Source organism: Psychrobacter sanguinis (genome assembly GCF_020736705.1).
Lineage (GTDB): Bacteria > Pseudomonadota > Gammaproteobacteria > Pseudomonadales > Moraxellaceae > Psychrobacter > Psychrobacter sanguinis.
On record NZ_CP085990.1, the window covers coordinates 1567083 to 1581031 of the forward strand.

At 43.8% G+C, this 13949-nt stretch carries 12 protein-coding genes; 7 read left to right on the plus strand and 5 right to left on the minus strand.

What is annotated here, in order from left to right:
* The first annotated feature begins 73 nt into the window (after window positions 1–73).
* Together LK453_RS06630 and LK453_RS06635 are read left to right on the plus strand one after the other, a co-directional pair.
* Window positions 74–355 carry a DUF503 domain-containing protein gene (locus LK453_RS06630; RefSeq protein WP_007395684.1) on the plus strand — a complete coding sequence of 94 codons (282 nt, stop codon included), beginning with the start codon at window positions 74–76 and terminating at the stop codon, window positions 353–355.
* A gap of 19 nt (window positions 356–374) precedes the next feature.
* On the plus strand, window positions 375–1415 hold the full coding sequence (locus LK453_RS06635) for an outer membrane protein assembly factor BamB family protein (RefSeq protein WP_007395683.1): 1041 nt from the start codon (window positions 375–377) through the stop codon (window positions 1413–1415).
* Between the two features lie 50 nt (window positions 1416–1465).
* Here LK453_RS06635 and LK453_RS06640 read toward each other — a convergent pair whose 3' ends face one another.
* Window positions 1466–2566, minus strand: a complete 1101-nt coding sequence (locus LK453_RS06640) for an ArsO family NAD(P)H-dependent flavin-containing monooxygenase (RefSeq protein WP_007395682.1) — start codon at window positions 2564–2566, stop codon at window positions 1466–1468.
* Between the two features lie 125 nt (window positions 2567–2691).
* Entirely contained in the window at window positions 2692–5670 is a 2979-nt protein-coding gene (gene uvrA / locus LK453_RS06645; protein WP_007395681.1) for an excinuclease ABC subunit UvrA, read from the minus strand.
* A gap of 622 nt (window positions 5671–6292) precedes the next feature.
* Here uvrA and LK453_RS06650 point away from each other — a divergent pair.
* The 5 genes from LK453_RS06650 to LK453_RS06670 all read left to right on the plus strand — a co-directional run bounded on the left by LK453_RS06650 (window position 6293) and on the right by LK453_RS06670 (window position 10522).
* The gene (locus LK453_RS06650; protein WP_201534563.1) at window positions 6293–7657 is read left to right on the plus strand and encodes an MFS transporter; all 1365 of its coding nucleotides are present in this window, start codon (window positions 6293–6295) and stop codon (window positions 7655–7657) included.
* 96 nt (window positions 7658–7753) lie between these two features.
* On the plus strand, window positions 7754–8413 hold the full coding sequence (gene ssb, locus LK453_RS06655; RefSeq protein ID WP_007395679.1) for a single-stranded DNA-binding protein: 660 nt from the start codon (window positions 7754–7756) through the stop codon (window positions 8411–8413).
* A gap of 150 nt (window positions 8414–8563) precedes the next feature.
* Window positions 8564–8794, plus strand: coding sequence for a hypothetical protein (locus tag LK453_RS06660; protein WP_201541754.1), 231 nt, complete (start codon window positions 8564–8566; stop codon window positions 8792–8794).
* 4 nt (window positions 8795–8798) lie between these two features.
* Window positions 8799–9659 (plus strand): TatD family hydrolase, encoded by an 861-nt coding sequence (locus tag LK453_RS06665; RefSeq protein WP_201534638.1) that lies wholly within the window; start codon window positions 8799–8801, stop codon window positions 9657–9659.
* Window positions 9660–9715: 56 nt separating this feature from the next.
* Complete coding sequence (locus LK453_RS06670) at window positions 9716–10522, plus strand: tRNA threonylcarbamoyladenosine dehydratase (RefSeq protein WP_007395676.1); 807 nt, start codon at window positions 9716–9718, stop codon at window positions 10520–10522.
* A gap of 51 nt (window positions 10523–10573) precedes the next feature.
* On the opposite strand, the gene mnmD is transcribed toward LK453_RS06670, so the two are convergent.
* The 3 genes from mnmD to LK453_RS06685 form a co-directional block, all read right to left on the minus strand.
* On the minus strand, window positions 10574–12820 hold the full coding sequence (mnmD, locus tag LK453_RS06675; protein WP_044298526.1) for a tRNA (5-methylaminomethyl-2-thiouridine)(34)-methyltransferase MnmD: 2247 nt from the start codon (window positions 12818–12820) through the stop codon (window positions 10574–10576).
* 220 nt (window positions 12821–13040) lie between these two features.
* Window positions 13041–13607, minus strand: a complete 567-nt coding sequence (locus LK453_RS06680) for a hypothetical protein (protein WP_007395672.1) — start codon at window positions 13605–13607, stop codon at window positions 13041–13043.
* 36 nt (window positions 13608–13643) lie between these two features.
* Window positions 13644–13940 (minus strand): YciI family protein, encoded by a 297-nt coding sequence (locus tag LK453_RS06685; RefSeq protein ID WP_044298382.1) that lies wholly within the window; start codon window positions 13938–13940, stop codon window positions 13644–13646.
* Between the last annotated feature and the right edge of the window lie 9 nt (window positions 13941–13949).

The window sequence follows — 13949 nt, forward strand, 5'->3', positions numbered from 1 at the left end:
CTCATGTTCTATCACTTTATAGTAGAAGTCTAAGGCTAATATATCAAAACACTCACTTAAAAAGGAGACAGCTATGCACATAGGTATTTTAACTTTGACATTCTCATTGCCTGGTTGTGGCTCGCTAAAAGAAAAGCGGATGCGAATGGGCGGATTGCATGAGCGCTTTGGGCGTAATCCTGCAGTAGCAGTTAGTGAAAGTGGCGAGCGTAATCGTCATGACGCCAGTGAATGGACGTTTGTGGTAGTGGGATTGTCTAAACGTGAAATTGAGTCCGAGTTTAGTCAGATTGAGGATAAAATTCAGCGGGTGGTTGAGGCAAGGATTATGGATGTTAGACGTGAGTTTATTTAAATATTAATAGGGTTTAGGGATGAAAATTAAGAAGTTAAAAGAATATAAATTAAAAGATAAACGTAGAATATCACCAAGAAATCAAATAATTATCGGCGACAATTTATATTCAGCTTTTATCTTTGATAAAGGAGATACGAGTAATAGTAGAATAATTTGCTTGGATATTTGTACTTTTGAAGAGAAATGGACATATGATTATGACTTTATTATTAATAAAATCATGAAATCACCTATTTCCAATAATATCGTAAGTGTATGTATGAATGGGAGAGTTGAAGAGATTGATTTATTAGAAGGTCAATTAATTAAAGCAATTGATTTGAATGTTAACAGATGTGGTTTTCCTTCAGTTATTGTTGATAATAAAATTGTGACAGGAGGTATTCAGGGCTCAACACAGACGACTTGTATAGATTTAAAAGACTTTAAAATTGAATGGGAGTTCGATACTGATGGTCACTCCTATACACCCTTAATATCCGCGGGGCAGGTTTACCAATGTACTGAGAATTACTTAAGGTGTTTGGACTTGAATACAGGCTCTTTAATTTGGAAGGTTAAAGAGGCTTCTACTTATTTGTTGAAGGCTGAAAAATTTAAGGACTTAATATTAGCATCAGGCCATGGTTTAATAAATTTTTATCATAAACATAACGGTAGGCTTATAAAGCAGTTGCGTACTCAAACTGATGCTTTAGACAGTGCAATTAGGTATATAACCACTAACGAAGAAAATATTTATTTTAGCGATCATTCAGGTAGTATTTATGCTTATGAGTGCATTTATCTTGATCAATATAATATTGAGACAAAACTGCTTTGGGTGTTCAAATCTGATGGTGAGATTGAGAGTCAGCTGAAACTATATAAAGATTATCTTGTTTTTGCTAACTCTAATAAAAACCTGTCTATTATTAATAGACATACTGGTGAAGAATGCTCGGCTGTAAGGCTTAAAGAGAGCGCCGAGATTTGCGATATTTTATTAGGAGAAGATGGAAGTATAATTATAGCTTATGAGAAAGGTTATATTAGTAAGTTCCTAGTTGGCTGGTAAGCCCTTGGTAAAATAGAATTATTCGTTATTTTCACAAGCTCTATGCCAACCTAAGAATCTTCCTTCAAAAACTCAACCAAAGCCGGTACATTCTCTCGAGCGCTACGCCCAGCACCGATAATGGTGGCTGAAGCAGGGCTAACCCAGTCGCCGTAGCCAAATAACCACAGACGAGGCTGTTTAACAGATTGCCCCTGTTCGGTTAATACTTTGCCATCGTCTTCAATTACACCCAATGGCGCTAAATGCTCAAGCTCAGGATTAAAGCCTGTACACCAAATAATCGCATCTATTGATTCTTCTTCACCATCAGACCAAAGCACACCTTGCTCAGTTAAGTGATTAAACATAGGCTTTGTGGTTAGTAATCCTTTATCTCGCGCCTCTTTAACTGGTGGCATCATTACGATATTGCCTTTGGGCGTGTCCGAACTTTCTGTATTACTCTCATCTTGGGTATCATAACTGGCGTCATTCTTAATACGCTGTGTGGCTCTTTCAAAAAGAACACGACCATCGACGTCATCGGGAAGAAATTGTGGCGGCTCACGGGTCACCCAACTGGCATCAGTGACTTCAACCAATTCTGCAAAGATTTGTGCTCCTGAGTTACCAGCACCGACCACCAAGACTCGTTTGTTTTGATAAGCTTCTGGTCCGGAATAGTGGGCGGAGTGGATTTGTTCACCCTGGAAATCTTGGCGTCCTTCAATCTCTGGAATATAAGGATTACTCCAAATCCCGGTTGCACTTACAACGGCTCTCGCAAGCCACGTAAATTTACCGTCGCTGACTCGTAAGCAGTCGTTTTCATCATCACGCTCTACGCTTTGTACCTCAAAAGGGCGGTAGATAGGCAATTTGTAATGCTTTTCGTAGTTATCAAAATAGCTTAAAACGTCGTCTAGATAGGGACTGCTATCGTCTTTAGCGGAGGTCATCATTCTACCCGGAAGTGAGCTTACTGAGGCTGGCGAGAACAGTCGTAATGACGGCCAAAAGTTTTGCCATGCTCCGCCACTTCGAGGTTGATTATCAAGAATAATAAAATCGAGCTTGGCGCGTCTTAGGTAGTAGCCAACTGCTAATCCTGCTTGGCCACCGCCGATAACAATTACGTCGAATATTTTGGTGGTTGGTTTTGATGACATGGTTACCTCATATTTATTATTGAGTATGATTATAATCTAACATGACTAAAGGAATCTTCTAAGCCTATAAAAAAGGCCATCCCAATAAGGACGGCCTTTTTCAAACTTAAAAGTTTTAAAATAATCTACGAAGCTTTCTCAAGCATAGGCTTTAAGAAATGACCGGTAAACGAAGCTTCGTTGTCTGCCACTTCCTCAGGCGTACCTTCAGCGATAATTAGACCACCATTTTTACCGCCTTCAGGGCCTAAATCAATAATCCAGTCGGCAGTCTTAATCACATCTAAATTGTGTTCGATGACCACGATGGTATTGCCCTTATCACGTAAGGCGTGAAGGATATTAAGCAACTTATAAATATCATGGAAATGCAGACCAGTGGTTGGCTCATCCAAGATATATAAGGTCTGACCGGTATCACGTTTGGCAAGCTCACGAGCCAGCTTAACCCGTTGCGCCTCACCTCCTGATAAAGTAGGGGCAGACTGACCTAGACGGATATAGCTTAAGCCAACATCCATCAGCGCTTCAAGACGACGGTGAATCGGTGGAATTGCTGAGAAGAATTCAGTCGCATCTTCCACAGTCATCTCTAATACTTCAGCGATGCTCTTGCCTTTGTAATGAATCTCCAGCGTCTCACGGTTATAGCGTTTGCCATGACAGCTGTCGCAAGGCACATACATATCTGGCAAGAAATGCATCTCAACCTTGATCAGACCATCACCCTGACAAGTCTCACAACGACCGCCTTTGACGTTAAAGCTGAATCGACCCGCTTTATAACCGCGCGCTTTGGCTTCTTGGGTCTGCGCGAACAAATCACGGATAGGGGTAAACACACCGGTATAAGTCGCAGGGTTTGAGCGTGGCGTACGGCCAATAGGGCTTTGGTCAATATCGACCATCTTATCTAGATACTCAAGACCACTAATGCTCTCATATTGATCAGGTACTAAGGTTGAAGCATTGTTCAACTGAGTAGCTGCTAGAGGCATAAGGGTACGGTTAATCAAGGTTGATTTACCCGAGCCTGATACCCCAGTAATACAGGTAAAGGTACCGATAGGAATGGTTAAGTCCACATCTTGTAAGTTATTACCATTGGCGCCTTTTAGCTCAATTTGCATCGGTACGATTTTTTTCGCTTTGGGCTTAGCATTCTTCGCCGCTTTGGCTGCTGCCGCCGCTTTGGCTTTACCCATTGGCATAATGCGCGCTCTTTCAGGCGGATTATTTAAATCAATGGTTTTGGCTTTATGACGGGTCTTAGGAATCTCAATTTTTCTTTTACCCGATAAATATTGACCTGTTAGCGATTCCTCAACATCCATAATTTCTTGCATAGTGCCTTCAGCAATAACATGACCGCCATGCACACCGGCACCAACCCCGATATCGATTACATGATCGGCCTGACGAATGGCATCTTCATCATGCTCAACGACTAACACTGTATTGCCTAGGTCACGCAAGCGAACAAGCGTCTGTAATAAGCGGTCATTATCGCGCTGATGCAGACCGATAGACGGCTCATCGAGCACATACATCACGCCCATTAGGCCAGCACCAATTTGGCTGGCAAGACGAATGCGCTGTGCTTCACCTCCAGATAGGGTCTCCGCTGAACGGGCAAGGTTTAGATAGTCTAAGCCAACGCTGACTAAGAAATTTAAGCGTTCGTTGATTTCTTTAAAAATCTTGTCACTGACTTCACCTTTGGCACCGCCCATGTGTAAATCAGCATAGTAATTGGCAGCATCGCCGATAGATAACTGGACGATGTCAGCAATACCACGGCCATCAACACGAACGTTACGCGCAATCTCATTTAGACGAGCACCATCACAGACGTTACAGGTGGTATCGGCTAAGTATTTGGCTAGCTCATCACGTACAAAGTTACTTTGGGTCTTGGCATAACGGCGCTCAAGATAGGGAAGTACGCCTTCAAATGGCGTTGTTTTCTTAGTTTTACGGCCACGTTCATCGGTAAAGTTAAACTCGATTTTTTCTTTGCCAGAGCCATTTAAAATAATGTCACGGTGCTCTTTTGAAATCTCCTGCCAAGGCAAGTCCATGTCTATTTTGAAGTGATTGGCCACTGTAGACAATAGACCAAAGTAATAGGCATGACGCTTGTCCCAACCATTGATAGCCCCTTGATTAAGCGACTTTTCAGGATTGGTGACTAATTTTTCAGCAGCAAAGTACTGGCGTTTACCCAGACCATCACAGGCAGGGCAGGCACCATAAGGGTTGTTAAAACTGAATAAACGAGGCTCTAGCTCGGACACCGCACGATCACAGACGGGGCAAGAGTGCTTAGCTGAGAGAATTTGGTCATCGCTGTTTTGATTAGAGGCATCTGGATTAGGGTTACCATCCATATAATGCAAAATAGCCAAATCACCACCGAGACGTAGCGCCGTTTCTAAACTTTCAGCGACACGGTTGCCTAAGTCATCGCGCACCTTGAAGCGGTCAACGACCACCTCGATGGTGTGTTTTTTATTCTTCTCAAGTGCAGGCAATTCGTCCATATCATAAACGTTGCCATCAACACGCACGCGCACGAAACCTTGACCGACCAATTGCTCTAACAGAACAATATGCTCTCCCTTACGGTCACGGACGACTGGTGCCAAAATCATTAGCTTGGTATCTTCTGGCAAGGCCATGATGTCATCGACCATTTCAGTGATGGTCTGTGCCACCATGGGTAGGTCATGCACAGGACAGTACGGCGTTCCCACACGAGCATATAGCAGACGTAGGTAGTCATAAATCTCAGTGATGGTACCAACCGTAGAGCGAGGGTTGTGGTTGGTCGATTTTTGCTCAATAGCGATGGCAGGAGACAAGCCTTCAATGCTGTCTACTTCCGGTTTGTCCATCTGTGACAAAAACTGACGGGCATAAGCCGATAAACTTTCCACATAACGGCGTTGGCCTTCAGCATAAAGGGTATCAAAGGCAAGAGAGGACTTACCTGACCCTGACAAACCGGTGATAACCACAAATTTATCACGAGGAATATCAATATCGATATTCTTTAAATTATGGGTGCGTGCGCCGCGAATCTTAATGTGTTCGTGTGCCATATAGAGCCTTTTGTTATTAAATTATTCAGTTATTAGGTCGATTAACTTTTAGATTTCACAAAACAGTTAAATAAAGGGTTAGCAAAAATTAGAGTACAGGGTTTGAGTCAATATAAAGAGATTTGGATAGAGAAATCTGGTGTCGTAAATTATCAATAGTGATAACCGCTTACGGTACCCTGACACAACCTGCTTTGACATCAAGCATAGCTGAGTTTATTGCTAAGTTAAATTAGAGGTGAGTTTAATATATGTATAAGTTAGTTAGACTATTAATGGGTGTGATTTGTCAATAATTCAAGGGCAAACACTGGTCTAAAAGGACAATCAAAACAAAGTAAAAGCGTTAAAAAAGAAGGTTTATAATAGGCAGCGTAGCATTGAATATGATGAGAAATGACACAATAAAATTTTAGCTGAAGGTTGCTGCCCATAGTGTCAGGTAATCCATTATAATGGCGCACTCATTAAGAAATGATTCGCTAGCTAATTAATGGAGTTCCCAAAGGGTCTTGATGCCTTAATGCCGCATATGGCGAAGGCGTCTTACCTTGTTTGAGAGCAGCAAAAAGTGACTTAATTGATCAACATATAAAGTGGGTGTAGCCAATGTGGGAGCAATATGAATAGCATCGAAAAGCGAGCCATTGCCGGTATAGGTGGTATTTTTGCACTTCGTATGATCGGCCTATTTATGATAGTGCCGGTCTTTTCAGTTTATGGTAACGATTATGCCCATGCTACGCCGTTTTTAATTGGCCTAGCAGTGGGTATTTACGGTCTGGGCCAAGCCATATTTCAAATTCCTATGAGTATGGCTGCGGATAAATTTCCGCGCAAACCGATGATATTTTTTGGACTGCTATTATTTGCCATCGGTGGAATAGTCGCAGCAACGGCCACCGATATTTACGGAGTTATTATTGGTCGGGCGCTAGCAGGCAGTGGTGCGGTATCAGGCGTAATGATGGCTTTATTGGCTGACGTAACCCGTGAGCAGCAACGCACTAAAGCAATGGCCGCCATGGGTCTGACCATCGCTACCTCAATTATGCTGTCCTTTGCCATTGGGCCAATGATGGTATCAAGTCTCGGTATCTCTGGCTTGTTTTGGCTAACAGCAGTATTTGCGTTGTTGGCCATGCTATTGCTATTGTTTGTGCCGACACCGATGAGAGTGCTAAGACACAATCTGGACAATCAATCGATAGGGGATCAGCTTAAAGAGGTGCTGCGTATCGGCGATTTAAACCGGTTGCATATTGGTATCTTTGCTCTACATTTGACCATGACCGCCATTTTTGTGATCGTGCCACAGCAGTTGGCAGACGTGCTAGATTTGACAGTGCGTCAGCAGGGTATGGTGTATTTGCCACTCTTGTTTATTGGTTTTGGTATTGCCATTCCGTTTATTATCATTGCTGAGAAAAAGCAAAAAATGCGTCAGGTGTTTTTAGCCGCATTAAGCCTGTTAGTAGCAGCGTTCGCCTGCTTGGCACTAGGCAGTGAGCTAAGCTATGTGTTGCTGTTTGGACTGGGTCTATATTTTATCGGCTTCAACTTACTTGAGGCGACCATTCCCTCTTGGATTTCCAAAAAAGCACCTGTGGCTAACAAAGCGACAGCGATGGGGATTAACTCTTCAAGTCAGTTTTTAGGGGCTTTCTTTGGTGGTGCTTTAGGCGGTATGTTATTAAGCCAAAGTGCCATGCTGTCTTGGGGGCTACTGGGTGGAGTAATGGCAATTGCACTGTTATTAATTTTCCCTATCTCTCAGCCACCTTACTTGACCAGTACCACATTGGCCATCCCCAAACAGACTGATATTTCTGCATGGTCGCAACAGGTTATGGCAGTAAATGGTGTGGATGAAGTGGTGGTTATGCCCAAAGATGGCGTGGCTTATTTAAAGCTTGATAAACAAAAACTTACCGATAATTCACGACAATTACTGTCGCAACTGACCGAAACTAAGCTAGATATTTAATCAAAATTTCGGTACAGTGACGGCATGTGCTATAAAACTAGCAGTTGATAGCTTAAATTAATTAATTATTAAACAAATCTATAAAAAGGAAGTACTATGCGTGGTATCAATAAAGTAATTATCATAGGTAACTTAGGCGCAGATCCTGAGACTCGTCAGTTTAGTAATGGCGGCAGCGTGACCAATATTTCAGTGGCCACCTCTGAGCAGTGGACTGACAAGCAAACCGGTGAAAAGCGCGAAGCAACAGAATGGCATCGTATTTCATTATTCAATCGCTTGGGTGAAATTGCGGCTCAGTATTTGCGTAAAGGCAGCAAAGTGTACATTGAAGGCAGCTTGCGTACCCGTAAATGGCAAGACCAAAATGGTCAAGACCGTTACACTACCGAAATCCGTGCTGATCAGATGCAAATGTTGGATGGTGCAACCGGTGGTATGGGTCAAACGACGCCTACTGGTTTTGGCAGTCAGCCTCCACAAAATGGTAACTTCGGCGGTCAAGGCCAAGGTGGTGGCTACCCACAAGGCGGTAATCAAGGTGGCGGTCAGTCTTATGGCAATCAAGACGGCTACCCACAAGGTGGCAATAACTTTGGTAACCAAGCGCCAAGCAATAACCAAAATACTTTTGCTCCTAAAGCCCCAAGTGCGCCTGCACCACAGCCACAGCAGACTCCTGCTTTTAATAACCAAACGACGACGCCTGCGGGTGGCATGACTGATACACCAAAAGACGATGATATCCCATTCTAAATCTTATATACCCGTTCTAAATCTCATATATAAGTAAATGTAGAATAATAAAATTTTATATTTCTAAACATATAGCCCATTGATATAACTGTCATTGGGCTATATTTTTATAATGTCTACTTACTTTTTACTTTCTAAATGGGAACGACAATGAAATACTCCAAATTGATTAAGCTAAGTGCTATAGGTTTGGCTTTACTATTAATTCCTAGACGTAGCAGTCGTCAATCAGAACAGTCGGTGCCCACTTCATCTGATTCAAATTTAAACTCTGATCCTATATCCAATGCTCCGCCGGACCAAGAGGCTAAGCAATCTGCACAATCTGAACAACCCACTCAACAAAGCTATACTAATATTGATTCCTCCGGTGATAAATAACGCTATGCCTTATCCGCTGATAGACACCCATACTCATTTTGATGATTTTGTCTTTGATGAAGATAGGATTGATTTGGCCACGTCGGCTTATGATTCTGGTGTGCGTCATTTGCTATTGATAGGTTATTTGGCCAAATACTTTGACCGTATGCGGCAGACACAGCAGCAGCTAGAAAAAGCTGAAAGCGATCTTGCCCTGCCAAAAGTCTATCTTGCTTCAGGGCTTCATCCTGCCTATATCGCCCAACATACCGAGGCCGATTTAGCACAGTTGGCAAACTTTCTACAAAGTTATCCTCATGTGGCTATTGGAGAGATTGGACTTGATACCTTTACCGACGAATTAAAAACAGATAAGTCGGTGGCGAAACAGAAGCGGTTTTTTATAGCCCAATTAGACTTAGCGATTCAGCATCAGCTACCCGTATTGCTGCACATTCGTAAGGCTCATGCCGACTGTTTGGCGATACTCAAAAGCCATAACTACAATGCGCACAAGCTTGGCGGTATTGCCCACAGCTTCAGTGGTGGCGAGCAAGAAGCTAAGGCCTTTGTAAAACTCGGATTTAAACTCGGAGTAACCGGACAGATTACCAATACTAATGCCAAGAAACTACGCCGAGCCATTGCTGCTGCTGTTGAAACCTATGGAATAGAATGTTTGGTACTAGAGACAGATTGCCCCGATATGACGCCTGTCTGCTGTCAACAAGGAGACGAGCCCACTCGAAATGTGCCAGGTAATTTGAACTTTGTGTTGCAAAGCTTGAGTGAACTACTGGGCGTCAGTGAGGAAGTCTTAGCCAAACAGCTGTGGCAAAATAGTTGTGACGCTTTAAGAGTAGATTGGGCATATCCTCTATAATAGGCGACCAGTTTCGTTTTTATTTCACTCATTATTTGACAAAAAGTAAGCGCTTTATGACCTCATCTCAAACTGTAGACAACGCTCAATATGACCGACGCTTTAAAGGCACTCAGACCTTATATGGCCAGCAAAGTTTTAGTAATTTTGAGAAGGCACATGTGATAGTGATAGGCGTGGGCGGTGTCGGTACTTGGGTCGCTGAAGGGCTGGCACGTACCGCCATTGGCAAAATGACTCTAATCGACATGGATGTGTTGGTCGCCTCTAACGTCAATCGTCAATTGCCTGCTCTCGACAGTAGCTTTGGTAAAAGTAAAATCGAGGAAATGGCAACGCGTGTCCGTCAAATTAACCCTAAGCTTGAACTGACGTTAGTAGATGATTTCTTGACCGCTGAAAATGTCGCTCAGTTGTTACCTAGCCGACAGCAAGCTAACCAAAGTAAGCAGCAAGGTGAGACTACCATCATACTCGACTGCACGGATGATATGTCAGCGAAGATCGCCATTGCGCTACACTGCCGATTTAATAAATTAAAATTGATTTGTGCGGGTGGGGCAGGCGGCAAGACCGATCCGCTGCAAATCACGGTTAGTGATTTAAAAGATACTTATCAAGACCCACTGCTAGCACGTCTGCGTAGTAAATTACGCAATGAGCATGGCATTAATAAGCAGATGAAAGAAAAGTTTGGCATCAAGTGCGTTTATTCGACGCAGCCACCGATTGTCAATAAGTCAGCCGATGGCAGCGTCCAAACTGGCGGCTTGCACTGCGGTGGCTATGGCTCCGCAGTAGCAGTAACTTCAGTAGTCGGTATGGTGATGGTGAGCGAAACACTGGCACTGCTGAGTCAATAATAGGGCACCGTTTAGTTAATGCATCGCACATAAAAAATATATAGCAGTCAGCTACTTAGACAATGGTTTTTGCAGGCTGGCACGATGAGGAGATAGCCTGTCTAGTAGCACGCTTGGCAGCGGTGTATATTGCCCAGTCATCATGTCTGCTAACACTTCAGCGCAGATTGGGGCGAAGGCATAGCCTTTAGAGCCCATGCCACTTAAAGTCCAAATCAGACCCTCGTCATCCACTTGACCGACCAAAGGATGATAGTCTGGGGTTTGAGCACGAATACCCACCCTTGCTTGCCAGCCTTCATCGTTTGCTTGATTACATTCATCCTCATTTCCAAGGGTAGAGTTTATAGATGTCGTCAATACGCCCTCTAGCTCTGGTATGGCAGTAATTAATTTATGGCGATTGACCTGATGCTCAGAGGGACGAATCTCAGTGTTCATGTCATTACGAACGAAGCTGGCTCCCAACAGGAAAGTAGGGCGATCAACTGAGACTGGGTTTAACTGCTCATCATGTGAACAAGGGGTAAAGGCGGCACAATAGCCCCCGTATTTAAGCGGTACTTTGGGTAACGCCTCTAACTGGGCTTTAGTCGGTTGAAACCAAGACAGTTGACCTCGAATCCTACGAAACTCAAAAATTCTAGCGTCTAAACTTTGACTGTCGAAAGCAGCGGCTATAATCACTGCATCAAATTCTTTAGGGTGATAATCGCCACTCACTGTTGACTTAAATTCTAATTGAACACATTGTCTTGAGGCGTTAGTCTTTGAACCTTCTATGCTGTCGTAAGGTTTAATCTGTTTTACCTGCGCTTGCTCAAAGCTAATATTGGGGTGAGTTAAAATCGTCTCGGCCAAGGCTTTTGGATTAACCAGTCCGGCCTGAGGTAAATACAGATTGTCAGCTAAGTTCTGTTGTTTAAGTCCAGTAATTGCGCAGGCTTGCTCATTCGACAAGGTCGTGGCCATTTGCGAAGGATATTCAGCAATCTGCGAAACGTCGACATTGGATTTTAATAGTAAATCTACGGTGCCAGTACCGGTGAATATAGAGCTGGGCGAGGCAGAGGATTGATCTGTGTCAGATGACGCCAGCTGTTGCAGATTTCGCTGATCAAGCTGTCGATATAGACGCTGGCTATATAGGTAGCCAATACTATGTAAATGCTCTGCCACATGCGCTATGGGCGTCATCTTAGGGGCTAATAAGGCTCTAGGGTTGCCAGAAGCCCCTGCTAAAGGAGCAGTCTTATCTATTAAAGTGACTTTAAGCCCACGCTGCGCTAGAGACCACGCCGACATCAGACCTGAAATACCTGCTCCAATAACCGCTACCTGCTTATAAGGCTTCGGATTAAGGGCTACATCGCTGCCGGTGATAGGCTGCTCGTTATTAGGGTTAATAGGCTCAAAAATGTTAGGACGTTTAGAGGCCGTGAGCATTTCACGTTTACGGCCAAAGCCTTTGACTTTTTTGATGTCAAATCCCGCACCCTCCAAGCCACGTTTTACCACCCCTGCACAGCTGAAGGTCGCTGCCGTTGATCCTGGCTTTGACAAACGCTGAACCTGCTCAAAAATTTGCTCCGCCCATAGCGACTCATTGCAAGAAGGGGCAAAGCCGTCTAAATACCAAGCGTCTACTTGCGTCTGATGCGAAAGATAACTATAAGAACTGGCTAACTTCTGTAAGCTTTGAGTGGCATCCCCCAACCATAAGTCCAACGTAACATCATCCTCTAAATGCAGGCGATGGCAGCCCGATACCAAGGTGGGGTATAACGCCAATAGACGAGTGATAAAAGGAATTAGACTGGGATCATTGTCCTGCCAGCTTTGTAAGCTACGTGTTAAGTCTTGCAGAGTTAACGGGTGTTTCTCGGTACTAATCAGGTGTAGGCGAGGGTGTTGATAGCCATTCTCTGTATCGCTGTGTTTTATAGAATTAGTAGAATATACTTGTTGCTTGGTCTGTTGCCACAGCTGCCAAGTGGCCAGAATATTAAGACCTGTCCCAAAACCAAGTTCGGCAATGGTAAAGCTATTTGAAGATACTGAGGGTATAACTGAAGAGGTACCAGAGTCGCCATTCTCAGTATCAAAGGAGGCTAGGTATTGCTCGAAAAGAGCCGTAAAGCGTTCGGGAAGATGGTTTTGCTGTAAAAAAACATAGCGAGACTCTGCCAGACCGTCTGCCAAAGAATAATAGACATCACCGAAAACCTCGGATACAGGCACTAAGTTGCCCAGCTCATCTTCACGCCATGATAATTTGGCAGGGTTGACCTTGTCTATTTCACTCACCGCTTTACTCTCTTTTTTGATTGAGCCTTATGTAATTGCTATAGATATAATGGGCGTTAATAATAATAAGATGGAGGCAATTAGAACCCATACAGCTGGCTTAACTTGATGCAGCTTTGCTATTGATAAAGCTTAAGCCCTTATTACTAGCAAGTATTTATCCGTCATTAACAGCAACTATCAGTGATCAGCAATAATTAGCAGCAACTAATTACCAGCGATCTCGTCTACTGAAGATAAAGCCGCCCAGTAATACGCCCAAAAATAATGAAACTGCCATCGTTACTGCACCGTACATAAATAACTGACCACTGCGCTCATTAATCAACACATTCACTCGGGTCTCTAAGTCATTCACATCGCGTTGTAATTGAGCATTACGACTGAGTAATTCTTGATTGGCCGCGGACAGATCAGAATCGCTGGGCTGCATTTCACTGGCCAAGCTGTTTGGGTTCTCTAGGGCATTTGGCGCTTGAGCCGGATTATTATTGGCCGGATTATTGTTAGCTGCATCGGTTTCAGTAGGGTTTTGCGGGTTAATTTCTTTAAAAGGAGTGGCCGGCTGCGGTGCTACTTGCGGATCTTGAGGCGCTGTCGTCGCTTGATCTGTCTGGTTGTTATTCACCACCGTAGGTGCCGCAGAGGCAGTGACGGTGAATAAAGTGGCTGACAGTGCACAAGATAGGGCAAATGCAGTCGCACGAACCCGTGAGCCTGCAGACTGAGCTTTGGAGGGTGTAACACAGTGTGGTGCTAGAAGTTTTAGAGCAGGCATGGCTAAGAGTTCCAATACAAATAAAACAGAGGCTAATTAAGCAGAAGGCAACGTTTTAATAAAGGGTTTAATATCCACGTGACTGTAAACGCCTGCCTTTAGATAAGGCTCCTCGCTGGCCCATTCTTGCACCGCTTCTAAACTGTCAAAGGCTGCCACGATCAAACTGCCTGACATGGCTTCTTTGCCATGTTCAATGGGGTTAGGACCTGCGATAACCAAACGGCCTTCAGCTTCAAGTTGTTTTAGACGAGCAACATGAGCAGGGCGTATCTCTTGTCTCAACTCTGATGAGTTTGCAACATCGTGACCAATAATCATAAATAATGGCATGGTAAGCCT